General features: G+C 66.7%; 22 protein-coding genes and 1 tRNA gene. 14 read left to right on the top strand and 9 right to left on the bottom strand.

From position 1 onward, the window contains the following. Positions 1-17 precede the first annotated feature (17 nt). From EAH76_RS06135 to EAH76_RS06090, 11 genes are all read left to right on the top strand, one after another. Entirely contained in the window at positions 18-914 is an 897-nt protein-coding gene (locus EAH76_RS06135; protein WP_140849186.1) for an MFS transporter, read from the top strand. Continuing rightward, complete coding sequence (locus tag EAH76_RS24420; protein ID WP_241659576.1) at positions 907-1,317, top strand: FAD-binding oxidoreductase; 411 nt, start codon at positions 907-909, stop codon at positions 1,315-1,317. The genes EAH76_RS06135 and EAH76_RS24420 overlap by 8 nt, the downstream gene beginning before the upstream one ends. Before the next feature lie 39 nt (positions 1,318-1,356). Further along, positions 1,357-2,466 (top strand): FAD-binding oxidoreductase, encoded by a 1,110-nt coding sequence (locus EAH76_RS06130; RefSeq protein WP_241659575.1) that lies wholly within the window; start codon positions 1,357-1,359, stop codon positions 2,464-2,466. Positions 2,467-2,518: 52 nt separating this feature from the next. Continuing rightward, on the top strand, positions 2,519-3,727 hold the full coding sequence (locus EAH76_RS06125) for a class I SAM-dependent methyltransferase (RefSeq protein ID WP_140849184.1): 1,209 nt from the start codon (positions 2,519-2,521) through the stop codon (positions 3,725-3,727). After that, positions 3,724-4,086 carry a hypothetical protein gene (locus EAH76_RS06120; protein WP_140849182.1) on the top strand — a complete coding sequence of 121 codons (363 nt, stop codon included), beginning with the start codon at positions 3,724-3,726 and terminating at the stop codon, positions 4,084-4,086. The genes EAH76_RS06125 and EAH76_RS06120 overlap by 4 nt, the downstream gene beginning before the upstream one ends. After that, the gene (locus EAH76_RS06115) at positions 4,083-4,817 is read left to right on the top strand and encodes a hypothetical protein (RefSeq protein WP_241659574.1); all 735 of its coding nucleotides are present in this window, start codon (positions 4,083-4,085) and stop codon (positions 4,815-4,817) included. The genes EAH76_RS06120 and EAH76_RS06115 overlap by 4 nt, the downstream gene beginning before the upstream one ends. 73 nt (positions 4,818-4,890) lie before the next feature. Continuing rightward, positions 4,891-6,264 (top strand): alpha/beta hydrolase, encoded by a 1,374-nt coding sequence (locus EAH76_RS06110; protein WP_140849180.1) that lies wholly within the window; start codon positions 4,891-4,893, stop codon positions 6,262-6,264. Then, positions 6,251-6,733, top strand: coding sequence for a DUF3598 domain-containing protein (locus EAH76_RS06105; RefSeq protein WP_140849178.1), 483 nt, complete (start codon positions 6,251-6,253; stop codon positions 6,731-6,733). The genes EAH76_RS06110 and EAH76_RS06105 overlap by 14 nt, the downstream gene beginning before the upstream one ends. A 132-nt stretch (positions 6,734-6,865) precedes the next feature. Further along, the gene (locus EAH76_RS06100; protein WP_140849176.1) at positions 6,866-7,642 is read left to right on the top strand and encodes a GntR family transcriptional regulator; all 777 of its coding nucleotides are present in this window, start codon (positions 6,866-6,868) and stop codon (positions 7,640-7,642) included. Positions 7,643-7,830: 188 nt separating this feature from the next. Beyond that, the gene (locus tag EAH76_RS06095) at positions 7,831-8,745 is read left to right on the top strand and encodes an alpha/beta fold hydrolase (RefSeq protein WP_140849174.1); all 915 of its coding nucleotides are present in this window, start codon (positions 7,831-7,833) and stop codon (positions 8,743-8,745) included. Positions 8,746-8,766: 21 nt separating this feature from the next. Next, positions 8,767-9,438: a hypothetical protein gene (locus tag EAH76_RS06090; RefSeq protein ID WP_140849173.1), complete on the top strand. Its 672-nt coding sequence runs from the start codon at positions 8,767-8,769 to the stop codon at positions 9,436-9,438. A gap of 478 nt (positions 9,439-9,916) precedes the next feature. On the opposite strand, the gene rpsU is transcribed toward EAH76_RS06090, so the two are convergent. Further along, positions 9,917-10,117: a 30S ribosomal protein S21 gene (gene rpsU / locus EAH76_RS06085; RefSeq protein WP_140850385.1), complete on the bottom strand. Its 201-nt coding sequence runs from the start codon at positions 10,115-10,117 to the stop codon at positions 9,917-9,919. 143 nt (positions 10,118-10,260) lie between these two features. Here rpsU and EAH76_RS06080 point away from each other — a divergent pair, with 143 nt between their 5' ends. Continuing rightward, positions 10,261-10,548: a hypothetical protein gene (locus EAH76_RS06080; protein ID WP_140849171.1), complete on the top strand. Its 288-nt coding sequence runs from the start codon at positions 10,261-10,263 to the stop codon at positions 10,546-10,548. Positions 10,549-10,665: 117 nt separating this feature from the next. Here the strand turns inward: EAH76_RS06080 and EAH76_RS06075 are convergent, their stop codons facing one another. Together EAH76_RS06075 and EAH76_RS06070 are read right to left on the bottom strand one after the other, a co-directional pair. Next, positions 10,666-10,908, bottom strand: coding sequence for a hypothetical protein (locus EAH76_RS06075; RefSeq protein WP_140849169.1), 243 nt, complete (start codon positions 10,906-10,908; stop codon positions 10,666-10,668). Positions 10,909-11,229: 321 nt separating this feature from the next. Then, positions 11,230-18,432: a putative Ig domain-containing protein gene (locus EAH76_RS06070; protein ID WP_140849167.1), complete on the bottom strand. Its 7,203-nt coding sequence runs from the start codon at positions 18,430-18,432 to the stop codon at positions 11,230-11,232. 739 nt (positions 18,433-19,171) lie between these two features. On the opposite strand from EAH76_RS06070, the gene EAH76_RS06065 reads away from it, so the two are divergent. Beyond that, positions 19,172-19,822: a phage tail protein gene (locus EAH76_RS06065; RefSeq protein WP_140849165.1), complete on the top strand. Its 651-nt coding sequence runs from the start codon at positions 19,172-19,174 to the stop codon at positions 19,820-19,822. On the opposite strand, the gene EAH76_RS06060 is transcribed toward EAH76_RS06065, so the two are convergent. Beyond that, the gene (locus EAH76_RS06060) at positions 19,819-20,169 is read right to left on the bottom strand and encodes a DUF6916 family protein (RefSeq protein ID WP_241659573.1); all 351 of its coding nucleotides are present in this window, start codon (positions 20,167-20,169) and stop codon (positions 19,819-19,821) included. The two genes, EAH76_RS06065 and EAH76_RS06060, sit on opposite strands and share 4 nt — an antisense overlap. Here EAH76_RS06060 and EAH76_RS06055 point away from each other — a divergent pair. Then, on the top strand, positions 20,168-20,818 hold the full coding sequence (locus tag EAH76_RS06055) for a GNAT family N-acetyltransferase (protein ID WP_140849163.1): 651 nt from the start codon (positions 20,168-20,170) through the stop codon (positions 20,816-20,818). The genes EAH76_RS06060 and EAH76_RS06055 overlap by 2 nt on opposite strands. 640 nt (positions 20,819-21,458) lie before the next feature. Here EAH76_RS06055 and EAH76_RS06050 read toward each other — a convergent pair. The 5 genes from EAH76_RS06050 to rpsA form a co-directional block, all read right to left on the bottom strand. Beyond that, positions 21,459-22,145 carry a DUF2161 family putative PD-(D/E)XK-type phosphodiesterase gene (locus EAH76_RS06050; protein ID WP_140849161.1) on the bottom strand — a complete coding sequence of 229 codons (687 nt, stop codon included), beginning with the start codon at positions 22,143-22,145 and terminating at the stop codon, positions 21,459-21,461. A gap of 5 nt (positions 22,146-22,150) precedes the next feature. Then, positions 22,151-22,471: a hypothetical protein gene (locus EAH76_RS06045; protein WP_140849160.1), complete on the bottom strand. Its 321-nt coding sequence runs from the start codon at positions 22,469-22,471 to the stop codon at positions 22,151-22,153. A gap of 443 nt (positions 22,472-22,914) precedes the next feature. Continuing rightward, positions 22,915-23,000: transfer RNA gene (locus EAH76_RS06040), tRNA-Leu, on the bottom strand. A 43-nt stretch (positions 23,001-23,043) separates the two neighbouring features. Next, a complete protein-coding gene (locus tag EAH76_RS06035; RefSeq protein WP_140849158.1) occupies positions 23,044-23,322 on the bottom strand; it encodes an integration host factor subunit beta in 279 nt (92 codons plus the stop codon). Positions 23,323-23,483: 161 nt separating this feature from the next. Then, positions 23,484-25,217, bottom strand: a complete 1,734-nt coding sequence (gene rpsA, locus EAH76_RS06030) for a 30S ribosomal protein S1 (RefSeq protein ID WP_133188650.1) — start codon at positions 25,215-25,217, stop codon at positions 23,484-23,486. Positions 25,218-25,248: the final 31 nt, after the last annotated feature.

Genomic DNA, 25,248 nt, shown 5'->3' with positions numbered 1-25,248 from the left:
GGTGGTCGGCGTGGTTCCTGCTCGGGCTGATCGGGATCGGCTCGACCCCGGTCACCTGGAGCCGCGCGGTCAGCATGTGGTTCGAGAAGAACCGCGGGCTGGCGCTCGGCATCATGCTGGTCAGTACGAGCGTCGCCGCGATGGTCGTCCCGCAGATTGCCAATCGCGCGATCCAGGCCGGGGGCTGGCGGCTGGCCTTCCCGGTGGTCGCGCTGCTGCCGTTGCTGGTCGCACTGCCCGTCGCGCTCGCATGGTTCCGCGAGCCGCGGCCTGAGGAGCGGCCGGCGAGCCTTGCCGATGCGAGCGGCAATCTGGTCGGGCTCAGCCTGCGCCAGGCGGCGCGCGGCTATCGCTTCTGGGTGCTGCTCGTCTCGATCCTGCTGACCGCGATCGCCTATGGCGGTGCGCATATCCATATGGTGCAGATCATCGTGCTGCACGGCTTCACCCCCGGCGTCGCGGCGGGCGTGCTCGGCGTGGTCGCGCTCGGCATCCTCGCCGGGCGCGTGCTCGTCGGGATCGCATTCGATCGCTTCTGGGCGCCGGGTGTCGCCTTTCCGGCGATGCTGCTCCCGGCGGTCGCCTGCTATCTGCTGATGGGGAATGGCACCGCTTTGCAGTCGCTGATGGTCGGCGGGTTCCTGCTGGGCTTTGCCGCCGGCGCGGAATCGGACGTGATCGCCTTCCTTGCCGCCAAATATTTCGGGATGCGGCATTACGGCAAGATCTATGGCGCGCTGTACATGCCCTACGGCATCGGCTCGTCGATCTCGCCGATCCTCTACGGCATGGTGCGCGATAGCACCGGCAATTACGATCTCATGCTGGCGACCTCGATCGGCCTGTTCGCAACCGGCGGCGCGCTGCTGCTCACGCTCGGCCGCTACCCTGTAAAGGAAGAGTTGAATGGATAGTCTCCTCGCCACGCGCGAAGCCCCGCTCGCCGCGATCATCGCTGCGGTCGGCCACAACGCGATCGTCACCGATGCCGCCGAACTCGATTTCTTCGGGCAGGACGTGTTCAGCCGCGGCGAGACCCCGCTCGCTTTGTTCCGCCCGACCGATATCGCAGAGCTCGCGCGCGGCGTCGCGGCGGCGACCAACGCCGGCGTGCCGGTTGTCCCGCGCGGCGGGGGCATGAGCTATACCAGCGGCTACCTCCCGGCCGAGGCGGGGGCGCTGGTGGTCGATACCGCCGGAATGAACCGGATCCTCGCGATCAACGCGACCGACATGACCGTCGTGGTCGAGGCCGGCTGTACCTGGGCCAGCTTGTCGGCAGCGCTGCGCCCGCTCGGCCTGCGGGTGCCGCAATAGGGAACGCTGTCGGGCGTCCATGCGACGGTCGGCGGCGGCATGAGCCAGAACGGGCTGTTCTGGGGCGGCGGGCGCGGCACGATCACGGCGAGCGCCTTGAGCTTCGATGTCGTGCTCGCCGACGGGACGATCCTCAGGACCGGCAACGCCACGATCCGCCCGTTCGGGCCCGACCTGACCGGTCTGTTCTCCGCCGATTGCGGGGCGCTCGGGATCAAGGCGCACATCACGCTGTCGCTGATCCCCGAAGCGGCCGCGCTCGCTTATGGCAGCTTCGCGTTCGACGACCCTGCGGCCTTCCTCGCCGCAACCAGCGCGATCGCGCGCGCGGGGCTCGCCACCGAATGCTTCGGCTTCGATCCGTTCCTGCAGGCGCAGCGCATGAAGCGCGAAAGCCTGACGAAGGACGCCAAGGCGCTGGTCGGGATGATGAAGGCGCAGGGCGGCTTCTGGAAAGGCCTGAAGGAGGGCGCCAAGGTCGTCGCCGCGGGCCGCTCGTTCCTCGATGACGCGGGCTTCTCGATCCACACGATCAGCGAAGGCCGCAGCCAGGCATCGGCCGATGCCGATCTCGCGGCGATCGTCGCGATCGTCCAGGCAGCGGGTGGCAAGCAGGTCGACAATACGATCCCGAAGATCATGCGCGCCAATCCGTTCCCGCCGGTCAATTCGATGGTCGGGCCATCGGGCGAGCGCTGGGTGCCGACGCACGGCGCCGTCCGCCACAGTCGCGCGCTGCCGACGCTCGAGGCGATCATCGCGCTGTACGAGGCGAACCGCGACGAGATGGAGCGCTTCGACATCGGCGCTGGCTATCTCTTCCTCACCGCCGGCACGACGGCCTTCCTGATCGAGCCGGTGTTCTTCTGGCCCGATGCGATGGACGTGATGCACGAGCGCGCGATCGAGCCCGCGCATTACGCCAAGCTCACGCGCTTCCCCGCCAACCGCGAGGCGCGCGCGCTGGTCGTACGGTTGCGCGCCGCGCTGCTCGAAATCTTCGGCGAGATGGAGGCGGCGCATTTCCAGATCGGGCGTTCCTACCCGCTCAAGGCGCGCAGCGACCCCGCCGCCTGGGCCCTGCTGGAAAGCATCAAGGCGCAGGTCGATCCCGGCCATCTGATGAACCCGGGATCGCTCGGATTGTGACCGCGCCCACGTCAGGCACGGCACGATCGACCGTATTTCAGGAGGCCCTGATATGAAGCACGACGTCCCGCCACCCTATACCGCGGTCGAGCGCCACGGGGTGTTCCCCGAGCCGAGCCATGACGAGGCCGCGCGTTTCGATTTCCTGGCGAACCTCAACAAATATCTCTCGGGCACGCTCGGGGTCGGCAACACGCGCGCCTACGAAACGCGCGTGCTGCCTGCCTTTCGTGCCGAGCAGGGCCGCGATCCGGCCGACCGGTTCGAGATCCGCCATGCGATGAACCGCGATCCGTGGCATCGCTTCTGGTCGGCGCTCAAGCGCAATTCGATGGAGATGCGCCAGCAGAACGGCCGCCAGATGGTGTTGCGCCAGCTCGACGACCTCGACGCCAAGGCACGCCAGTTCAACGAGAGCCGCGACACGCTGCAGCTCGACCCCACCGTCGAAGTCCCGCGCTACCAGCGCGCGGTGGACATCCACTGCATGCCCGGCAGCTATCATGGCGAGGAGCGACCGGGCGACGTCTCGGCCGGTGCCAATTACGATTGCGGGATTTTCGCCACCACGGCGGGCGGGCTCGGTGCGCTGTCGGACGCCGGCGGGCAGGCGCTGGTCGAATGGGTCAAGCGCGAACGCCCCGGCTGGACGCCGCGCCGGATCCTCGATCTCGGCGCGACGGTCGGGCACAATATCGTCCCGCTCGCGCTCGCTTTCCCTGATGCCGAAGTCGTTGCGATCGACACCGCCGCGGCGTCGCTGCGCTATGGTCATGCCCGCGCGCAGGCGCTCGACGCTACTAACCTGACCTTCCGCCAGATGAATGCCGATGACATGGCGGCGTTCGACGACGGGACGTTCGATTGGGTGCAGACGACGATGTACCTGCACGAACTGTCGGGCAGCGCGCTGCCGCGGATCATCCGCGAGGGGTATCGCGTGCTCGCGCCGGGCGGGCTGATGTTCCACCTCGAGCAGCCCGCTTACACCGACGCGATGCCGCTCTACGAGCAGTTCATCCGCGACTGGGATGCGTTCAACAACAATGAGCCCTTCTGGTCGGCGATGCACGGCCTCGACGTGCCGCAGATCATGGTCGATGCGGGCTTTTCGCCCGACAAACTGTTCACCACCGGCGTGCGCGCCGTGGTCGACACCAAGGTGTTCCCACAGGTCGAGAGCAAGGGCGAAGAGGATCATGGCCGCGCCGCCTTCTGGCATGCCTATGGCGCGTGGAAAAACGATCGGACCGACGCATGAGCGATGATGGCATCGACTGGATCGCGCTCGCCGGCAAGCGCGCCAAGGGCAAGCGCCCCGAGTATTTCGAAGACCCGGCGGTCGACCGCTTGCTGTCGATCGTGATGGCGCTGGTCGCCGAAGTCTCGGTCCAGCGGCAGCGCGGCGACACGCTCGAGCGGCTGCTCGAAGCCAAGGGCGTGCTCACCCGCGACGAGATCGAGCGTTACACGCCCGACGCCGACGCCGGTTACGAACGCGGCGTTGCCACCAAAGCCTATATCGCCCGCGTGATGCGCGGCGTGCAGCAAGCCGTCGAGGCGATGGCGGCCGATGACAAGCCTGTCGAACAGGTCAGCAAGGAATTGAAAGAGCTATGATCGCGCACCGCAGCATCCGTGGCAAAATCCGCTACACCTCGAAGAAGCCCGACATGCTCGACCAGGAGCGGGGCCGCGAATGGTTCGCCTTTACGCATCATGGCGACGGCTCGGTGGTGATCCGGGCGCATTGCGAGATCGACGAACCGGCACCGACCGTGCTGCGCGATGTGATCTACGCGATTGGCCCCGACGGCAAGCCGCAGAATTTGCACGTCCATTTGATGGTCGGCGATACCTTCATGGGTTCGGGCTGGTTCAACGCCACGCATAGCGACACCGGCGGCACGATCGAATGTGAGAGCTTCGGACCGTCGATCGGACGCCTGTCGCAAACCGTGACGTTCGATCGTGCGATCGACGGCATGGGCACCCACCCGATCGTCAGCGACGGCTTCATGACGCGCTGTATCGATCTGTCGAAGGGCCCGCATCGTCGCGCGATCCGCGCCTATCTGCCGTCGCCCGATCATCGTGGCGCGACCCCGCCGATGATCGCCGAGGTGGTGATCGACATGGAATATATCGGCGAGGAAACCGTCACGGTCGCGGCCGGCACCTTCGCGTGCCGACACTATCGCTATATCGATGCCAGCGAACACGGCATGGGCGGCGTCACGCACCCGACCTACGAGATGTGGGTGACGGCGGACGAGGATTCGATCTTCGTCCAGGGCGGCGTCGGCGGCTATATGCAGACCTGGTACGAGCTGGTCGAACTCGACCGCTGAGCCGGTCCGCGCGACGCACCTCGGCGCCGCGCCACGGGCGTGTCGCGATCAATTCTCCGGACTGGTTATCAGCATGAAGATTACCCGCCATTTCGTCGATGTCGGTGCGCGCCGCTGTCATTATCGTCGCTGCGGGGCGGGGCCGGTGTTGCTGATGATCCATCAGAGCCCGCGCTCGTCGGCCGAATATGCGGCGCTGATGCGGCAATGGGGCGAGACGTTCACCTGCATCGCACCGGATTCACCTGGCTTCGGCCAGTCCGATCCATTGCCGGGCGATCCGTCGATCGACGATTTCGCCGACGCGCTGGTCGATCTGCTCGATGCGCTCGGGCTCGAGTGCGTGCCGGCCTATGGCTTTCATTCGGGCGGCATCATCCTTGTGAATGCGCTCAAGCGGCACCCGGAGCGTTTCGCGGCGCTGGCGGTCGGCGGCTATGCGATCTGGACGGCGGATGAGATGCAGTCCTTCTCGGACTCCTATCTCCCGGCCTTCCAGCCGCTGCCTTACGGCGAGCATCTCACCTGGCTTTGGAACCGCATCCTGGAGCAGAGCTGGTTCTTCCCATGGTTCGCGGTCGAGCCCGGCAAGCGCCTGCGGGGCCCGCATGACGACCCCACAAAGGTCGATGCGGTGGTGCGCGAAATGCTCGATTCGGGCGATGCCTATCGCGCCGGCTATGGCGCGGTGCTGCGCGCGCCGCGGCAGATGCCCGAGCCCGGCGACACCACCCGGCCGGTGCTGATCACCGCCTATGACGGCGATCCGCTGCAGGACCATATCGATCGGCTCGGCGCGCTGCCGAGCGGCTCAGCGGCGCAGAAGGTCGCGACGCCCGAGGCGCACCAGCAGGCGAGCCTAGATTTCCTTGCCGCCTATCCCGAGCCGATGCCCGATCGGCTCGGTGAAGTGGCCGACGAGGGGTTCATCGCGGTGCAGGCGCCGGGCTTTGACGGTCTCCTTCACTGGCGCGGTGAGCGCAGTGCGCCGCTGCTGGTGCACGGTCCCGGTCGCGCACTGGAATTGCTCGGGCAGCGGGCGCTGGCGATCGACCTTCCGGGGCATGGCCTGTCCGATGCGTGGACAGGCGCGGCGCCGACCGATCCCGCGGCGTGGCAGGCGGTGATCGCCGCCGCGATGCGAACACTCGGCGCCACCACCGTTACCTACGAACCGCTCCCGGCGGGGGACCCGGCGCGCCTGTATCCCGATCTCACGCCCGATCGTTTCGGCGCCTATCTCACCCGCGCCTGGTCGATCGTGCGCGCCGCACGGCTCTTTTCGCCCTGGTATGCACCCAGCGCGGCGTCGCCGCGCGATTTCGATCCGGCCACGCTTGTGCCCGCGCGGCTGGCGCTGGAGCATCGCGCGCTGCTTCGCTCGAGCGCGGCACGCGAATGGCACGTCGCCCGTGCCGCGATGGAGGTGTTCAATGGGAATTCGTGAAGCGATGCCGCTGCTCGCGCGCCACGAAGGCGTGTGGGACGGCCACTATATCCATTACAACGCGGCGGGCGAACAGATCGACGCGCACAGCTCGCGGCTGCTCAGCCGTATCGACGAGGAGCGCGCACATCCCTATCATCAGACCAACTATTACACCTGGCCAGACGGACGGACCGAGATCCGCGATTTCCCCGCGGCATATCGCGACCAGCGGATCTCGTGGGACAACGCGCTGATCACCGGCTGGGCCGCGGAAGTGAAGCTCGACCAGAACAATCGCACGCTGATGCTCTATTGGCAGCGCACCGGCGATCCGAGCCTCTATCTCTACGAAATGATCCAGCTCGCCGATGACGGGCAATCGCGCTGCCGGACCTGGCACTGGATCCGCAACGGGGTCATCGAGACGCGAACCGCGATCGAGGAACACCGCATCTCGCGCGATTGGCGTGCATTTGAGCTGGCATAAGCAACGCTGCGCTTGATCCATTTAATATCGTTATCTACCCCGCACCTTACGACGTTTCCGAACGCGCTGCGCGACCGCGCCGGCCAACCGTGCTGAGGGTGGCGGGAACGTTTTATACGGGGTGAGGAATCGATGGGACCGCAAAAATCGGGCAAGCCGCGCCCCGCGAAAGCGGGCGTCGCGCCATCCAGGCCGCGCTACGTCCAATTGGCAGACGAGATCCGCACCGCGATCTATTCGGGAGCGCTGACCGCCGGCGCGCATTTTCCGACCGAGAGCGCGCTGTGCAAGGCGCACGGCGTCAGTCGCTTCACCGTGCGCGAGGCGTTGCGCCGGCTGGAGATCGAAGGCCTGATCTCGCGCCGTCGCGGGTCGGGTACGGTGATCAAGGCCGCCTCGGCGCGCGGTGGGACGCTCCACCAACCCTTGTCCAACGTCGCCGAGATCATGCAATACGCCCGCGACACGCGCAATCGCTACGCGCCGTGCGGCATGACCAAGGTGCCGCGCCGCGTGATCGATCGCATCGAGGGCAAGGTCGAGGGCGAATGGCTCCACTATCGCGGCCTGCGCACGCGCGAGGGCGAGGAAAAGCCGATCGCCGCGGTCGATGCCTATATCTATCCCAGCCAGGCCGCTCTGGCCGAGCAGCTCGATCTCGAGGGCGCGACGCTGTTTCGGCAGGTCGAGCAGATCACCGGCATCGCCGTGGGGCGCGTTACGCAGGATATCCAGGCGGTGCCAGCGAGCGGCGAAGTGGCGCTCGAACTGGGTATACCGCGTCGTAGCGCCTGCCTGCGCGTACTGCGCTGCTATTACGACGTCGACGACCGGCTGTTCGAGATCTCGGTCAGCCATCATCCGGGCGATCGCTTCGCCTATTCGATGCACATCGACGTCGATAGCTAGCCGCCCGGCCGAAGCGGCCCCGCACGCCCCGTCTGTCTCGACCCCTACCCGCCGGGAAGGTCTGGCGGGAGGTCGACGCGTGCCCGGTCGCGCCGCGGCGGAACTCGCGCGAAGACCGCGATGAATCCTGTTGCGGCTCAGGAGCAAAGCTGCTCAAAGTTGTCCGGACAAATAAAGGATCCGGCGATATGGGCAAGGTTGTCCGCAGCTATGTAGACGGGCGGCACGGGCAGATGCATGTCCGCATCGCGCTGCCCGACGCGCCCAGCGCGACTCCGCTGATGTGCATCCATATGAGCCCGATGAGCGGCCGCGTCTTCGAACGCCTGCTCCCCGCGATGGGCGAGGACCGGATCGCGATCGCGTTCGATACGCCGGGTTTCGGCATGTCCGATGCGCCACCCGCGCCGCCGGAAATCGAGGATTATGCCCGCGATCTGCTCGCCGGGCTCGACGCACTCGGCATTGCCGGTCAGGTCGATTTGATGGGCTATCATACCGGCTCGATGATCGCGGTCGCACTGTCGCGGATCGCGCCGGGGCGTGTGCGGCGCGTGCTGATGGTGGCGGCGCCGATCTTTACGGAAGACGAGCGCCGCGAATTCCGCGCCTATTACCGGCACCGCGAGCCGGAGGCGGATGGCGGCCACATCCTGCGCCGCTGGAAGGGCTTCCTTTATCATCATCTGCGCCCCGGCGTGACGATCGCTGAGGTCAACGATGCTTTCCGCGAGGCGCTGCTCGGCGGCAATCTCGAATGGTGGGGGCATCGCGCCGCCTTCAATTACGATCTCGCCGCCGATCTCGCTTCGGTCGAGCTGGCGGTGCTGATCCTTAACACCGGTGACGATCTCTATCAGCAGACACCGCGTGCCGCAGGTGTCGCGGCGCGGTCGCGGATCCTCGACGTGCCCGGCTGGGGGCATGGCTTTGTCGACCAGCATACCGGCGATGTCGAGCAGGTCTCACGCGCCTTCTTCGACGCCGCCGACGGTGCCGAGTTCGCGGACGTGGCCGCGCCGCCATCGGCCACGGGGCCGCGCTTTCCCGCCCGCACCGGAAGTTTCGCACTCGTCGACACCGCCTCGGCGACGCCCGCCTGATCGGGCCACAGGAAGCACATCATGTCTCTCGCTTATCCCACCTTGCTGTTCGTCCACCTGCTGCTGTTCGTGTTGTGGCTCGGCGCCGATGTCGGGGTGTTCGTGTTGGGGCAGCATTTCCGCAAGCGTACGGTCTACACGCTCGACCAGCGGCTCGCGCTGCTGAAGCTGCTGGTCGAGGTCGATATGGTCCCACGCACCGCCTGGGCGCTGATGGTCCCGATTTCGCTGTCGGTCGTGCGGCTCGGTGGATTCTGGCTGATGCCCGACGCGCTGCTGGTCGGCGCGTGGGGCATCGGGGCGATCTGGATCTGGCTGGTGTGGGATGCGCACCTCCACGATCAGACGCCGCGCGCCAAGCGCGACCGCAGGATCGAATTCTATCTGAAGATCGCTTTGGCCGGCTTTTACCTCGTGCTCGGCGGCGTGTCGTTGGTGCAGGCCGCGCCGCTCGCCGCGCCGTGGCTCGCGATGAAGGCGCTGATGTTCGGGCTCATCTTCGCGGCGGCGATCATGATCGACGTGGCGTTCAAGCCCGTTGGCCCGCTGCTCGTGCGACTGGTGGGCGAGGGATCGAGCGACACCACCGAAGCGCCGCTGCTGCGCACGATGAACCGGACGCGGTGGTGGGTATGGACGGTCTATCTGCTGTTGCTGACCACCGCCTATCTTGGCTTGGTGAAGCCGTTCTGAGGGCTGGGGTTGCGAGCGTCCGGCTGCTCGGACTGGCGGTTTCAAATGGCTGCTTCGATCGCGCGCGCTGTCCGCTTGGAGGAGGCGAGGGCGCCATTGCCCGAGGAATGCCCTTCGTAGGCTAGGCGAGGGCGTTCCTGAAGGTTTAGCGATGCGCGCCGGAGCCTAGGCGGTGTATAACGACGCCGGCGAGCGCGCGGCGGGGTCGCCAGACTCGATCGCCGCGTCCGCCGTCCGGCCGGACGCCTTCTGACGCGAGCCCGCGGCGGCACCGGCAGCCAGGGCGCCACCATTCTTCGCATCGAAAACGCTCTCGGCCGCGCTCGCGCTGCGGCCGGAGATCGTCGTCAGCGCCCGCTCGGCGGGCGCAGGGAGTCGCGGCCCGCCGTGATTCGGGGCATCCGGCGAGTATAGGAGTGGACGCCTGGCGGCCTAAGCGAACGCCCTGCGCCTAGCGCGCTGGGGTAACCCCAGCCGATCAGTTATCGCGTTCTGCGCGCTTGCGATCGGCCTTCTTGGCGCGGCTGATCGCGGCTGCGCGCTCGCGGGCCCGCTTTTCCGACGGCTTTTCGTAATGGCGACGCAGCTTCATCTCGCGATACACGCCTTCGCGCTGCAATTTCTTTTTCAGCGCACGGAGCGCCTGGTCGACATTGTTGTCGCGGACGATGATTTGCATAAGTGAAGCGCTTTCGGGTGTCGGGCGTCTTTTCGAAACCCGCGCCTTAATGCGGCGAATAGATTCCGCCAAGCCGCCATCTGCGATAATGCGCGCGCACGCTTGTGGTGGCAGCACGGAGCGTCACCCGCTAGGGAAGCGGCATGTTCAGTCTCGATGCGCAGATCAGCTCGGCGGCAGAGCAGGACCGGCTCCTGCGGCAGCTCGCGGTAGAGGAGGGCGCGACGCTCTTCCTACGCGAAGGGATCGGCGCGATCGCGACCGTCCGCAGCGAACTTCGTGGCGCCGAGTCGCTGGCGGAGCGTCGCTATCTGCGATTGGTTGTCGTCGAGCTGGAACGACTGGATCGTCAGGCGCGCCGAACGACCCTGCGTCTCCGCCCGACGCTCGGCGAGAGACTGACAGACGGTTGGCGGCGACTGTTACGATAGCGCCGCCCGGCGAACGGGCAGCGGATTAGGAGGGGCGGGTTGCCCCCCGATAATCATGGGCTCGATCCAGCCCGTGTCGAACGGAGCGCTGCCCAGCCTTTTCGTGAAGCAGCCCTATCAGAAAGCGACCTTCACGCCGACGCGAGCCGCCGCGCGTTGATCGGCATCACCGCTCTCGGCGCTGACGGCGCCGAACAGCGTGGCCGATTTCGACAGCAGAAGCTCACTGCCCAGCATGGCCGTCGCGACGACGGGCGCCCGCAGCGCCCCGTCCGCAAGCAGCCCGGAGCCGCTGCCGGACAGGCTTGCGAGCGCGGGCGGCGCACGACCATCGACTTGATAGCGCAAGCCGACCGTCAAATAGGGCTTTACGCGCGCTGGGGGCGCTCGCCGCCCGGGGGAACGTCAACACGCCGTCGATGGCCGCGAAGTGGATACGGCCATTTCGCGGCGCGGCGGCTCCTCGCGCTCTGACGAAGCTCGACGACGTGATTTCAGCTTAATGACGACCCGTCGAAGCCAGTTGTCAGCGTTCTAACGCGGCGGACATAGCTGAGGATCGGATCTGGCAGGAGACGGTGCCTCGACCTCACGACGGCGACACCGTACCGCATCTCCTGCGCGGGGCCACCGCCCATATTGTCGAGCCGATCCAGCCGCCCCGCTCCACCCTAAACAGCGCTAAAACTTCTTCGTGATCTGTCCCCGCAACTGTCCCGAAGTCTCACCCGACGCACCGCGGAGACCGAGCTCGAGATCGAACCCCCAATCGCTCGGCAGCACCCACCTGCTGCCAAGCGCCAGGGTGAAGACATCGCGCCGCCATCCGATGGTCGAAATGCCATACTGCGATGGCTCGAGGATATCGGCATAGTCGAGCCACTGGACCGAGCCGCCATTGAACTCATGCTGCCACTCGCCCCTGACCTGCGGTGCTACCGATCCGAATGACAGTTTCTGCACGATGCCGATCCGCCCGCCCAGAACGCTCGACAGCGAACTGACCCGACGCTCGTCAAAGCGCAGATTCAGGCGACCGGCACCGGCCTCGACATAGCTGCCGAGTGCGGCATCGAGCCATTGGAGATTGCCATAGACCGACCACAGCAGCGCCCCCGAGTTGCGATCGATCCCCGCGGATAGGGCGCCGAACCACATCGATCCGTCGCGCTCGCCGGTCGTAAACCCGCTGCTCACCACGCGGCGTGTCGAGAAGTTCAGACCGCCATATCCGAATACACCGTCGACGAAGACGCCTTGGATCGGGAGTGCGCTGCCATAGGCGGCTATCGCGCTGGTATTCGAGCGGACACGTCCGGCCGTGCCATTAATCTCGCTCAGATCCTTGCCATAACCGCCGCCGAGACCGAGTGTCACGGCGTCGCCGATCCGCATATCGACGCCGCCGCTGAGCCCCGCCGTCGACGCCGTGATCTTGCTGCGTCGCGTCGTAGCGTCGCGCGTACCAATATCGAGTGCGCCGCCGGTCCACAATGCGAGCCCCCCGACGGGACGGCCGGCCGATCCATCACCAACCGCACCAAAGGCCGGCGCCGCATTCGAACGGGCGCTGTCGGGACCGATGCCCTCTGCCCCGTCCATCAGCCCGGCGCGACCGCCCCCGCCGATGCTGCCAGTGCCCCAGTTCCCGCTGCCTTGGTCTCCGGAGGCAGAAGGGCCGCCAATTTCATCGCTTCTGCTTGCATTTCCGCCGCTGAACCGATCGAGCACGTCAAGCTCGCTCGAATTAAAGCGGTTATCGAAGGCCCTGCGCCGACCATCGCGCGAGTTGAACCTGAAGCCGAGCGGATCGCTGCGTCCCGATGATGGCGTGTGCAATTGTTGGTTGCGGCGCATGAAATTGCCGATCTGCGCCTGTGCAAAGCGACGCGTCACTTCGGACTGTGCGTCGCTGATCGCGCGAACCGTCGGGTCGGCGGTGGGGTCGGGGCGGGCGGTTACCGTCACCGTTACGATCGCAGGTTCCGAGGTGCCGGAGGCGTTGGTCAGCGTGTACCCAATCGCGATCGTGCCGCCAAAGCGGGGTTTCGTCGTCACGCTAAGCTGATAGGTGCGGTTGCCGGCAGGCCCCGCTTCGATCAGCGCGGTCGTGGCGGACTCGGCTGGCAAGACCGACACGAGCGTTGCGCCGGTAAAGGGGCCTTCCGTGGCATCGCTGGTCAAATCGACGAGCACCGTTTGACCGTCGCCGACGTCGGCTTTCTTCGGACGCGCGGTTGGGCGGGTGCCGATGACGGTCAGGGACACGGTCGCCGGCGCCGAGCGCCCGCCAGGGCCTACCGCGACGAACTGGAACGTATCGGTACCGACAAAACCGAGGCGCGGCGTATAGACCGCGATGATCGGCGTCGCGACGAATTGAAGCGACGCTGCTGCGAGTACGGATAGCCCTGACGACGCGGCTGAGCTGGCGGTCAGCACAACGGTGCCGTTTTGCGGGGCTTGCGAGATCTCGATCGTCGAGAACACGCCGGCCACTAGATCGGATAAGTTGATCGCGGCGCCTTGTGGGTCGATCGTCTTCGTCACCGGCACCGACTGCGCCAAGGGCGTCGTGATCGGCGGCGCCGGCGTTGCTATCGTCAATTGCACCGTGGCGGGTGGCGACGTGCCACCCGGGCCCGTTGCGGTCACGGTAAAGCTGTCAGGCCCGAAATAGCCGGCCGTCGGCGCATAGGTAATGACGGTGCCGGAGAGTGTCGCCGTGGCATGCGATGGCGGGCTGGCAATCGCTAGGCTCGTGAAAGCGCCCGACACCGATGTCGCGAGATCGATCGGTGTCCCGGTGCTGTCGTATCCAATCGTCACCCCGCTCCGATCGGCGACAATTGGCGCGCTGGCGCTCACCGCGAAGCTGCGCTGGACCTGTGGTGCGGCGGCGATATCGGCGTTGCCGGGTTGGTCGGCATTGATCGTGCAGGTGCCGGTGGTGAGCAGCGTGACGCTGCTGCCGGCAACGGTGCAGACGCCGGTCGTCGCGGAGGTGAACGTGACCGCCAGCCCAGAGGATGCGGTCGCCGCAAGCGTTAGCGGCGAGGCCGAGAGCGAGGCGTGGGCGAGTGCAGCAAAGCTGATCGTCTGGGTGCCCTGCGCGATGCTGCCCGACACCGTCGCGCCGGTCGCGGTCACGGGGACGCCCTGGCTGTCGCTCGCCTGGATCGCATAGCTGAACGCGCCAGCGCTGGTCGGAACGCCGGAGACCGTGCCCGTGCTTGCACCGAGCGTCGTGCCGGCGGGTAGCGCGCCGCTCGCCAACGTATAGCTGTAGGGTGCGGTGCCGCCAGTGGCGGGGTTGGCCTGACTGTAGCTGCCGCCGACGCTGGTGCCCGACACGGCTCCGGGGGTTACCGAGAGGCTCGCCGGGGTGACCGTGAAGCTGCGCTGGACCTGTGGAGCGGCGGCGATGTCGGCGTTGCCGGGTTGATCGGCGTTGATCGTGCAGGTGCCGGTGGTGAGCAGCGTGACGCTGCTGCCAGCAACGGTGCAGACCGTGCTCGTCGCCGAGCTGAACGCGACCGCTAGGCCCGACGATGCGGTCGCCGAAAGTGAGAGCGGCGAGGCCGAGAGCGACGCGTTCGCGAGTGCGGCAAAGCTGATGGTCTGGCTGCCTTGCGCGATGCTGCCCGACACGGTCGCGCCGGTCGCGGTTGCGGGGATGCCCTGGCTGTCGCTCGCCTGGATCGCATAGCTGAACGCGCCAGCGCTGGTCGGAACGCCGGTGACGGTACCGGTGCTCGCACCAAGCGTCGTGCCTGCCGGCAGCGCGCCTGCGGCGAGCGTATAGCTGTAGGGTGCGGTACCGCCGCTGGCGGGGTTGGCCTGGCTGTAGCTGCCGCCGACGCTCGCGCCCGACACGGCTCCCGGCGTTACCGAGAGGCTCGCCGGGGTGACGGTGAAGCTGCGCTGGACCTGCGGGGCAGCGGCGATATCGGTGTTGCCTGGCCGGTCGGCGTTGATCGTGCAGGTGCCGGTGGTGAGCAGCGTGATGCTGCTGCCAGCAACGGTGCAGACCGCGGTTGTCGCCGAGGTGAACGCGACCGCCAGCCCCGAGGATGCCGTCGCCGCAAGAGAGAGGGGCGAGGCCGAGAGCGAAGCGTTGGAGAGTGCGGCAAAGCTGATAGTCTGGGTGCCTTGCGCGATGCTGCCCGACACGGTCGCGCCGGTCGTGGTCGCCGGCACGCCCTGGCTGTCGTTCGCCTGGATCGCGTAGCTGAACGCGCCCGCGGCGGTGGGCACGCCGGTAACCGTGCCGGTGCTTGCGCCAAGCGTCGTGCCCGCCGGCAGCGCGCCGCTGGCCAGCGTATAGCTGTACGGAGCGGTACCCCCGCTGGCGGGGTTGGCCTGGCTGTAGCTGCCGCCGACGCTGGCGCCGGACACGGCTCCGGGGGTTACCGACAGGCTCGCCGGGGTGACCGTGAAGCTGCGCTGGATTTGCGGGGCGGCGGCGATGTCGGCGTTGCCTGGTTGATCGGCATTGATCGTGCAGGTGCCGGTGGTTAGGAGCGTGACGCTGCTGCTAGCAACGGTGCAGACGCCGGTCGTCGCGGAGGCGAACCCCACCGCCAGCCCCGAGGATGCAGTCGCCGCAAGGGTCAGCGGTGAGGCCGAGAGCGAGGCGTTCGAGAGTGCCGCAAAGCTGATCGTCTGGCTGCCTTGCGTGATGCTGCCTGACACGGTCGCGCCGGTGGCGGTCGCTGGCACGCCCTTGCTGTCGCTCGCTTGGATCGCGTAGCTGAACGCGCCGGCGGTGGTCGGCACGCCCGTAACTGTGCCGGTGCTCGCGCCGAGCGTCGTGCCCGCGGGCAGCGCGCCGCTCGCCAGCGTATAGCTGTACGGTGCGGTACCGCCGCTGGCGGGGTTGGCTTGGCTGTAGCTCGCGCCAACGCTGGCGCCCGACACGGCTCCTGGGGTTACCGATAGGCTCGCCGGGGTAACGGTGAAGCTGCGCTGGACCTGCGGGGCGGCGGCGATGTCGGTGTTGCCGGGCTGATCGGCGTTGATCGTGCAGGTGCCGGTGGCGAGCAGCGTGACGCCGCTGCCGGCAACGGTGCAGACCGCGCTCGTAGCCGAGGTGAACGCGACCGCCAGCCCCGATGATGCGGTCGCCGCAAGCGTCAGCGGCGAGGCCGAGAGCGAGGCGTTGGCGAGTGCCGCAAAGCTGATCGTCTGGGTGCCTTGCGCGATGCTGCCCGACACCGTCGCGCCGGTTGCGGTCGCTGGCACGCCTTGGCTGTCGCTTGCCTGGATCGCATAGCTGAACGCGCCTGCACTGGTCGGAACGCCGGTAACCGTGCCGGTGCTTGCGCCAAGCGTCGTGCCCGCGGGCAGCGCGCCGCTGGCCAGCGTATAGCTGTACGGCGCGGTGCCCCCGCTGGCGGGGTTGGCCTGGCTGTAGCTCGCGCCGACGCTCGCGCCGGACACGGCTCCGGGGGTTACCGACAGGCTCGCGGGGGTGACGGTGAAGCTGCGCTGGATTTGCGGGGCGGCGGCGATGTCGGCGTTGCCTGGTTGATCGGCGTTGATCGTGCAGGTGCCGGTGGTGAGCAGCGTTACGCTGCTGCCGGCAACGGTGCAGACCCCGGTCGTCGCCGAGCTGAACGCGACCGCCAGCCCCGAGGACGCGGTCGCCGCAAGCGTCAGCGGCGAGGCCGAGAGCGAGGCGTTCAAGAGTGCCGCAAAGCTGATCGTCTGGGTGCCTTGCGCGATGCTGCCCGACACCGTCGCGCCGGTCGCGGTCGCTGGCACGCCTTGGCTGTCGCTTGCCTGGATCGCATAGCTGAACGCGCCTGCACTGGTCGGAACGCCGGTAACTGTGCCGGTGCTCGCCCCGAGCGTCGTGCCTGCCGGCAGCGCGCCAGCGGCCAGCGTATAGCTGTAGGGCGCGGTGCCGCCTGTGGCTGGGTTGGCCTGGCTGTAGCTGCCGCCCACGCTGGCGCCGGACACGGCTCCCGGGGTTACCGACAGGCTCGCCGGGGTGACGGTGAAGCTGCGCTGGACCTTCGGGGCGGCAGCGATGTCGGTATTGCCTGGTTGGTCGGCGTTGATCGTGCAGGTGCCGGTGGCGAGCAGCGTGACGCTGCTGCCAGCAACGGTGCAGACGCCGGTCGTCGCCGAGCTGAACGCGACCGCCAGCCCCGACGATGCGGTCGCCGCAAGCGTCAGCGGTGAGGCCGAGAGTGAGGCGTTGGCGAGTGCGGCAAAGCTGATCGTCTGGCTGCCTTGCGCGATCGTCAGCTCAAATGTCTTCGCCGATGTCTGTGCGGTCGGGGTGGTGGCGTCGGTGGCGGTGACGGTGAATGTCGACGCTGCCAGCGCGGTGCTCGGCGTACCGGTCAGCTCACCCGTGCTCGCGTTGAAGGCAAGCCCTGTCGGTAGCGTCGGGCCCGAGAGCGCAAAGCCATAGGGCGTGGTGCCGCCGCTCGCGGTGACGGGGGTGACCGCGGTCAGCGCGGTGCCCACCGTGCCCGCGACACTCGGCGTGGCTTGGGTGGTCTGAAGCGGGGAGGGGGTGACGGTCAGCGTGGCGCCTGCAGTGGTGCCGGTCAGCGTGGTCGGGCCGGTGGCGGAGATCGCGCCGGTCGTCAGCGGGTAGCTCGCGGCGACTCCCGCCGGGGTCACCGTCATCGTCACGGTGCAGCTCGCGCCCGCGGCGAGGCCGGCGCCCGACAGCCCGAACGCCGTGCTCGTCGCGCTCAGCGTCCCCGAACAGGTGGTTCCGCTCCCCGACAGGGTCAGCCCCGAAGGCAGCGTCGAGGGCGCGAGCGTCACGCCGGTCAGCGCAGTGCCGGTGTTGCCGTTGGTCAGCGTCACGGTGAGCGTCGTAGTCTGCGCGGTCGTGATCGAGCCCGGGCTGAACGCCGCCGCGACCGTTGGCGCAGACACATAGACGAGCTGGTCGGCCGCCGAGGTGGCGGAGGCGACGCTGCCCGTCGTCACCACCACGTCGTACACCCCCGCGCTGCGGGCGGGGGCGGTGGCGGTACAGCTCGTCGCGGACCCACAGCTCACCCCCGTTGCGGGCGTGCCGCCGACGCTGACACTGGTACTGCCGGGCACGAAGTTGGTGCCCGTGATCGTGATCGACCCCGTCGCCGCCGCGACCAGCGCCGCCGGACTGACGCCGGTCACGGTCGGCGCGGCATAAGTGAACTGGTTGCCGGCCGCGGTAGGGCTGGTTCCCCCGGTGCCGGTCGTGGTGACGTTGACCACACCCGCCGCCGCGGCCGCCGGGGCGGTCGCGGTGATCGATGTCGTGCTGTTGACGGTGAAACCGGTGGCGTCGACCGTGCCGAATTTGACCCCGGTGATGCCGGTGAAGCCCGTGCCGCTGAGCGTCACCGACGTGCCGCCGCCGACGGGGCCGCTGGTCGGGCTGACTGCTGTGATCGCCGGCGACCCGGCCGGGATGCAGGACACCGTCCAGCTGATCGTCGCGCTCGTGCCCGCATTTTGCTGCGTGTCGTACAGGAAGATATCGGTGATGTTGGCTGGGAGCGTGACGGAGCCCGACCCGCTCGACGTGACGTCGCCCGCGGAGGAGACGTTCGTGCTGGTGCCGACGAAGGCGAACGAGGCCGCATTGCCGCCCGCGGCGTTGGTTGGCCGGTAATAGGCATGGACGCCGCCATTGGGATTGGAAATCGTGTAGCTGTAATTGATGACGTCGCCGGCGGTGAATTGCTGCGTCGTCAGTCCTGCGCTGACGGCGCGCGTGACGACCTGAAACGTCGAATCGGACACAGTCGAGGTATGGCTGAGCGTGCCGTTGTTGACCGCCGTGCAGCCGTTCGATGCGCTCGCCGGCGTCGCGCCGAACCCGGCCGCGGCAGCGACAGCGGCAATGGCGAACGCGGTCGGCGACATCCGCCCGCGGCGAGGGCGCCGTTGCGTCCCGCCAACGTCTCCCTCGCTGATCTCCGTCGCGCTGGTCCGCGCGTGAGGCCGACCGCGCAGCGCGCGGGCAAACATCGTCGACGCTGACCAACGCCCCCGCACGCGCGCCGCAATCATCATGCCACGAGCCCCTCCCGCACGACGCCGACGGACAGTCCGTCGATCGCCCCTCCCGGAGCGCGACATGATGCGCGCCCGTACCGAACCGACTTCGCGCCTGAGAGCATGCGCTGCCGCTTATCCGGACAGTCTCATGGCGCTCGACGCATACGCGTTACTAAAGTGCTCTTTCAAACATAGACGACGTCGCGAAAAACCGCCGCGGAATTTTCATAAATTCGTCCGACGCCTTTCCTCCAACGTCTGTTGGCAATCTTTCATTTATTACCCTGAGGAGTAATCAATAACATCTCGTGAATGGAAGGAAAAACAATAAAAATTATGTCAATAATATATGATATAATCCTATTCATAGCTGAGTGATAAAGGGATCATGGATGTCGATATAACGGCACTCGTAATCTCGGACAATTGTAGTTTAGCTACAGTATAAAAGTAAACACATAGCAGGTTAAGGCGCGGAACTGCGGTGTGAGCTTGCAAGTATCTTGTCAGTTCGCGGAAGAGATGCGAGATTTACGCGTCGGGCGAGGGCGGCGAGTCCGGCGGGAACGATCTTCGCTACCAGTCGCACGCAGGGGACATCACGATGGCAGATCCATTCATGGGCCAGATCATGCAGGTCGGCTTCAACTTCGCGCCGATCGGCTGGGCGCTCGCGCAAGGGTCGTTGATGGCCATTTCGCAGAATGCGGCGCTGTATACGCTGCTCGGGATAACGTTTGGCGGCGACGGCCAACAGACGTTCGGGCTTCCTGACACACGCGGCCGGGTGATGCTGGGCGTCGGCACCGGTCCCGGCCTCCAACCGATCGCCTGGGGGGAAAAGGCCGGCAACGCCACCGTGACGATCCTGCCTGCGAACATGCCCGCGCACACGCATCCCGCGACCTTTGTCGGCCAGCAGGGCACGACGACGGCGAGCGGGACGCTGCAAGCGGTGCAGGTTCCGCTGGCGGGTTCGACGCAGCAGACCGAAGCACCCGTGACCGGCGACCGTCTGGGAACGGCCTACGACACCAGCGGCAACGGCAGCACGATCACGCTCTATGCGCCCGCCAGCGTGGCCGGCACGCCGGTCAATCTCGGCGGACTGAGCGTCACGGGCGGGCCGTTCACGCCGCAGGGTTCGGTGACCATAGGCTCCGCAGGCGGTACCGTGCCCACCAACGTCCTCAATCCCTATGTCGCGGTCTATACGATCATCGCGACGCAGGGCATCTTTCCAACGCGTCCCTAGCCGAACACCGCCTGATACAGCCGAGGATGGCCAGGCTTCGGCTGTAGCTGGCTGATGAAGATGTCGTGGGGACCGTTTCTGCCGCAATCCATCGCATAGGTCTCATCAAGCAGAAGCACCGACTCGGGTGATTCGAAGATGAGGATGAAAGGCTCGCGAAATTCGTTGAGAAGATGGGGCTTGCGATCGATCCGAAGCAATGTGATTTCCACTGGGGCGGGCACTGTCGCTAGTCGCACCGACCTGCCTAGCCAAGGCGTGAAATCTTCGGGTGTCGGCAGATACATGATCCTATGCTCCCCCTGCGCGGCGCCTATCATCGCCATGACGTCTTGATACTTGAGCATGGTACCGCCTGATGTAAAGGACGCAACCATCTCGAAGCCCGTCGCCGCGCCGCTGCCGTCCTTTCCCGCGCCGCGCCGGGCACCGCCGGCCCTGCCGCCTGCGCTGGTCGCGGGCGGGGTGCGTTTGCGCGCCGCGCGCCGCGGCGATCTTCCGTTTCTGCACGCGCTCCACCGGGCGTTGCGGGCGCCCGACTTCGCGCTCGCACCGTGGAGTCAGGTCGAGCGCGAGGCGGTGATCCGCGACCAGTTCGCGCTGCAGCATCGCCACCTGCTCCGCGAATATCCGCGCGCCGATTACTGGATCGTCGAGCGTCGCACGGATCCACCCGAGGATGCGTCTGGATCCGATGCGCCGATCCCCATCGGCCGCTATTATCTCGATCGTCACGGTCGCATGTGGCGCGCGATGGATATGGGATTCCTGCCGGGCAAGCGCGGTTTTGGCGGCGCGCTGATCAACTGGACGAAGGCCTGCGCGGTGGCGGCGGGCGCGCATGGGGTCGACCTGCACGTTGCGCACGACAATGTCCGCGCGCGCGCGCTATATCTGCGGCTGGGCTTCCGCGACGTAGATCCGCCGCTCGATTTCTATCAGCGGATGATCTGGCTGGCGGCGTGCGAGGGGGATGGCACGGGGCTCGACCGGTAACGGGTTCGCGACCGGAATGCTGGCCGATGCGGGCGATCGGGGGCGTCAACCCATAGCAATGAGCCTCTGGCAGCGTCTTGATCGCGGATCAGCAGGCGTGCCTCGATGCGGCTGGCGCTCCGCCCATGCTCAACCCGTATTTCATATTTGCCTTGCCCCGCGCGTGAATCTTCGGGGGCAGGACATCGAGCCGTGGGCGCCAATGATTGTCTGGGGGGAGAACGGTGGCGGCGGGGTCTCGATCCTTTTCCGCCGTTCGCGCGCCACCCGACATCGGGCAGTAGATTGTGACCTATGTCGGTATTGGCGGGTGTCCGAAGCTCAACACTGCTCGGAATGGCTGGTTCGGGGCGTTGGGGCTCGCAGCGGCCTCGCTGCTGGTTACCGCGTTCAAGCCGGCGCGACCCTCGCTGAACAGGGCGCCGCCGATCGAAGCGGGGGCGTTGACGCTGCGGTTGAGGTGGCGGGGCGTCGTCGCGATCGCCATACCCGTCCGTTGGGTCGGCATTCGGGCGCGGTCTTTGCACTGCGTCTCGCCCGGTATGCGCCCACACGCAAAGATCGGCCCAGCAGAGGAAGTTTGGTCGCCGGCGCGGTGTCGGTGCCGAACACGAAGCCGAGGCCTGGCGGCGGAGGGCGGTCAGCTATCGCGCGGTTGCGCATCCGACGCGGCGGCAGCGCCTGCTGCCGAGAGCTGGTAGACGCCCGGTTTGACGCGTTCGAACCAGCCATAGACGTTGCGCAACAGGATTGCGCCGGCATCGTCCGCGAGATGCTTGAGGTCGCGGGGGCGGGCGGGACCGGACCGCATCGCGCCGGCACAGGCTAACGCACGCTGGCGATAGGCGGTCATGATCGGCTGGCGCGTCGAGCCGCCGCTGGTCGGATCGCCCTTGCGGGTGGCATGCTCCTTGAGCAGGCGCTTGCGCAGCGGAAGGTTCGCGCGGGGTTTGTACGGCGCGGGTTCGGTTGCCACGACGACGCTGCCGAGCTTGAGGTCGACCAGCAGCAAGCCCAGACCCATCAGCCGGCACAGGCGGTGGACGCGTTTGTCCTGGTCACGGCCGCGGCGGCTGGCGATCACCGCCAGATACACCTGGTCCGCCGCACGCAGCCGATCGACCGCCTGCAGCACGAGCTCGAGGGTGAAGGACAGCTTGAGCTCGGCGATCACCAGCAGCGGCGGTTCGTCGTCGCGCACCGCGACGATATCGCAGCCGCGGATCTCGCCTTTGACGGTGAATCCCTGCGCTTCGAGGAACGCCTTGACCGGCGGATACAGGCTGGTCTCGCTCAAGCCCGCCGGCGGGGCGTCGCGTGGCGGCATGTCGCTCAGCTGCCGCTGGCCCAGAGGCTCGCGGTGCGTGGGATGCTGCTCGCACTCGCCGCGCCTGGGTTTCGATCAAGCAGCGCGAGGGGGAGGGGTTCGTCCATGCTGCCGCCGGCGACCGGCGGTGTCATCAGCAGCGCGATGTCGGGGGCCTCGGCGGGATCGACGATCCGGTGCGCAATGTCGCGGACGACGGCCACGTCCCACGCCTGACCCGCCGCGAGCGCGAGCTTGTGGCCGATCGCCGGGAGCAGATCGAATTCATAGTCGCCGTGCTCGATCGCGGCGCTCCAGCTTGGGCCGGCATAGATACGGACGCGCATGGGAACTCCTGGACACGGCGAGAGAGGGAAGCCTCCCTACTGCCCGGTCGCGCCTGTGGTGCAAGCGATTTTCCGCCGCTTTGTCCCGCGATCGAATTGGGTTGGGTTTCATGGCCAGCCGGTCCGGTCGATCGCTCGGGAACGGGCTGCGAGATCGCACGCAGACGGGCTAGGACGTTGCTGTCCTGCCTTGAAGATCGGCATATGCTGTGTTCAAATCGAGTCTCTGCCCTCTGGCAAGGCGCTCGTCGACATCGACACGCTCACTCACGCTGTACCACAGGAGAGCGGTAGCCGCCTGTACCTTGGCCTGCCGCGTGTGATCTGCGCTGCGAGCACGGTGGGAATCGACAAAAATGGCGGCTCACTTCGTGCGGCCAGACAGTGGATCTGGCCACGCATTGGCAACGCAAAAATCCGTGGCCGCTGCCTTCAAACTCTAATGGTGCGGACGGCGGGACTCGAACCCGCACACCCTGAGGGCGAGGGATTTTAAGTCCCGTGCGTCTACCAATTTCGCCACGTCCGCGTGGGGCCCGTCCAAGCGCACCCGACGCGTCGCGTCAACCCGCTCAGACGTTCAAATTGGCGCGCATTTCCTTGCCGGGCTTGAAATAGGGGACGCGTTTGGCGTCGACATCGACGAGTTCTCCGGTGCGCGGGTTGCGGCCGGTGCGGGCGTCGCGCGCGCGGGTCGAGAAGGCGCCGAAGCCGCGCAACTCGACACGGCCGCCCGAGGCGAGCCGTTTGATGATTTCATCGAAGAAGGTCGTGACCAGAGCCTCGATGTCGCGCAGCGACAGATCGGGATTTTCGGCAGCCAGTGTCTGCACAAGTTCTGATCGAATCATCGTACGCTTCCTTTACCCCCAAGCCCCGTCCGATCGGGACGATATGGCCGCTTCGGCTTGATCTATAGCAAGGCTAGCACGGGGATAGGTTGAAAACGACGGAAAAAAGCAAAACGGGGCGATTTCCTGTGAAGGAAAACGCCCCGCCGTTGTGCAGAATATTACTTCTTTGCGTCGGCGCCCTGCGCCTTGAGCGCTGCACCCAGGATGTCGCCCAGCGATGCGCCCGAGTCGGACGAACCATACTGCGCCACAGCCTGCTTCTCTTCGGAGATCTGCATCGCCTTGATCGAGAAGGTGGGCTTCTTCGAACGGTCGAAACCGGTGACCATCGCATCGAACTTCTGGCCGGTCTGGAACCGCTCAGGACGCTGCTCGTCGCGATCGCGGCCGAGGTCGGTGCGCTTGATGAAGCCCGTCGCGCCGTCGTCGCCGACCTGTACTTCGAGACCCGCGTCGCGGACTTCGAGCACGGTGACCGTGACGATGGCGTTCTTGTTGAGGCCCGATGCCGCTGCCGAGATGCCGCCGGCTGCAACGCCGCCTGCTGCAGGGGCACCACGCTCAAGCTGCTTCATGCCGAGCGAGATACGCTCCTTCTCGGCGTCGATGTCGAGCACGATGGCCTGAACCATCTCGCCCTTGCGATGCAGGTTGAGCGCGTCCTCGCCCGAAACGCCCCAGGCGATGTCGGACATGTGGACCATGCCGTCGACGTCGTTGTCGAGGCCGATGAACAGACCGAATTCGGTCGCGTTCTTGACTTCGCCTTCAACGGTCGAACCGATCGGATGCGCTTCTGCGAAGGCCTCCCACGGGTTGCTGATCGCCTGCTTGAGGCCGAGCGAGATGCGGCGCTTGTCGGGATCGACCTCGATGACCACGACATCGACTTCCTGCGAGGTCGAGACGATCTTGCCGGGGTGGACGTTCTTCTTGGTCCACGACATTTCCGAAACGTGCACAAGGCCTTCGATGCCCGGCTCGAGCTCGACGAACGCACCATATTCGGTGATGTTGGTGACGCGGCCGGTGAGCTTGGCGCCGACCGGGTACTTCGCGGCTGCACCTTCCCACGGATCGCTCTCGAGCTGCTTCATGCCGAGCGAGATCCGCTGCGTGTCCTTGTTGATGCGGATGATCTGAACCTTGACGGTGTCGCCAATGTTGAGAACTTCCGACGGATGGCCGACGCGCTTGTAGCTGAGGTCGGTGACGTGGAGCAGGCCGTCGATGCCGCCGAGGTCAACAAACGCACCGTAATCGGTGATGTTCTTGACGACGCCGTCGATGATCTGGCCCTCGGCGAGCGACAGGATGAGGCCCGAACGCTGCTCTGCGCGGGTCTCTTCGAGGATCGCGCGACGCGACACGACGATGTTGCCGCGCTTGCGGTCCATCTTCAGGATCTGGAAGGGCTGGGGGATATCCATCAGCGGGGTGACGTCGCGCACCGGGCGGATGTCGACCTGCGAACCCGGCAGGAAGGCCACGGCGCCGTTGAGGTCGACGGTGAAGCCGCCCTTGACGCGGCCGAAGATGACGCCCTCGACGCGGGCGGTCTTGGCGAATTCGGTTTCGAGCGTGTCCCATGCGGCTTCGCGGCGGGCGCGGTCGCGCGACAGCATCGCTTCGCCGTGCACGTTCTCGACGCGGTCGACGAACACTTCGACTTCGTCACCGACCTTGAGATCGGCCTTCTGGCCCGGCATCGCGAATTCGCGCAGCGGAACGCGGCCTTCGGACTTCAGGCCGACGTCGATGACGGCCAGGTCGTTCTCGATTGCGGTGACGGTGCCCTTGACGACGCGGCCTTCGAAGCTGTCGGCACCGCCGAGAGTCATTTCGAGGAGGGCGGCGAAATCGTCGCGGGTTGGGTTTGGCTGAGTGGCCATAAAGGGATCAGATCCTAAATCATTGTTCCGG

The organism is Sphingomonas glacialis (assembly GCF_006439055.1).
Classification (GTDB): Bacteria; Pseudomonadota; Alphaproteobacteria; order Sphingomonadales; family Sphingomonadaceae; genus Sphingomonas; species Sphingomonas glacialis_A.
Note: the sequence above shows the minus strand (reverse complement) of the source record. Positions and strands in the feature narration are given on the sequence as shown.

Coding starts and splice junctions, on each gene's coding strand:
- EAH76_RS24420 (WP_241659576.1), top strand. CDS start 907: ATGGATAGTCTCCTCGCCACGCGCGAAGCCCCGCTCGCCGCGATCATC.
- EAH76_RS06130 (WP_241659575.1), top strand. CDS start 1,357: ATGAGCCAGAACGGGCTGTTCTGGGGCGGCGGGCGCGGCACGATCACG.
- EAH76_RS06125 (WP_140849184.1), top strand. CDS start 2,519: ATGAAGCACGACGTCCCGCCACCCTATACCGCGGTCGAGCGCCACGGG.
- EAH76_RS06120 (WP_140849182.1), top strand. CDS start 3,724: ATGAGCGATGATGGCATCGACTGGATCGCGCTCGCCGGCAAGCGCGCC.
- EAH76_RS06115 (WP_241659574.1), top strand. CDS start 4,083: ATGATCGCGCACCGCAGCATCCGTGGCAAAATCCGCTACACCTCGAAG.
- EAH76_RS06110 (WP_140849180.1), top strand. CDS start 4,891: ATGAAGATTACCCGCCATTTCGTCGATGTCGGTGCGCGCCGCTGTCAT.
- EAH76_RS06105 (WP_140849178.1), top strand. CDS start 6,251: ATGGGAATTCGTGAAGCGATGCCGCTGCTCGCGCGCCACGAAGGCGTG.
- EAH76_RS06100 (WP_140849176.1), top strand. CDS start 6,866: ATGGGACCGCAAAAATCGGGCAAGCCGCGCCCCGCGAAAGCGGGCGTC.
- EAH76_RS06095 (WP_140849174.1), top strand. CDS start 7,831: ATGGGCAAGGTTGTCCGCAGCTATGTAGACGGGCGGCACGGGCAGATG.
- EAH76_RS06090 (WP_140849173.1), top strand. CDS start 8,767: ATGTCTCTCGCTTATCCCACCTTGCTGTTCGTCCACCTGCTGCTGTTC.
- rpsU (WP_140850385.1), bottom strand. CDS start 10,117: ATGCAAATCATCGTCCGCGACAACAATGTCGACCAGGCGCTCCGTGCG.
- EAH76_RS06080 (WP_140849171.1), top strand. CDS start 10,261: ATGTTCAGTCTCGATGCGCAGATCAGCTCGGCGGCAGAGCAGGACCGG.
- EAH76_RS06070 (WP_140849167.1), bottom strand. CDS start 18,432: ATGTCGCCGACCGCGTTCGCCATTGCCGCTGTCGCTGCCGCGGCCGGG.
- EAH76_RS06065 (WP_140849165.1), top strand. CDS start 19,172: ATGGCAGATCCATTCATGGGCCAGATCATGCAGGTCGGCTTCAACTTC.
- EAH76_RS06055 (WP_140849163.1), top strand. CDS start 20,168: ATGGTACCGCCTGATGTAAAGGACGCAACCATCTCGAAGCCCGTCGCC.
- EAH76_RS06060 (WP_241659573.1), bottom strand. CDS start 20,169: ATGCTCAAGTATCAAGACGTCATGGCGATGATAGGCGCCGCGCAGGGG.
- EAH76_RS06050 (WP_140849161.1), bottom strand. CDS start 22,145: ATGCCGCCACGCGACGCCCCGCCGGCGGGCTTGAGCGAGACCAGCCTG.
- EAH76_RS06045 (WP_140849160.1), bottom strand. CDS start 22,471: ATGCGCGTCCGTATCTATGCCGGCCCAAGCTGGAGCGCCGCGATCGAG.
- EAH76_RS06035 (WP_140849158.1), bottom strand. CDS start 23,322: ATGATTCGATCAGAACTTGTGCAGACACTGGCTGCCGAAAATCCCGAT.
- rpsA (WP_133188650.1), bottom strand. CDS start 25,217: ATGGCCACTCAGCCAAACCCAACCCGCGACGATTTCGCCGCCCTCCTC.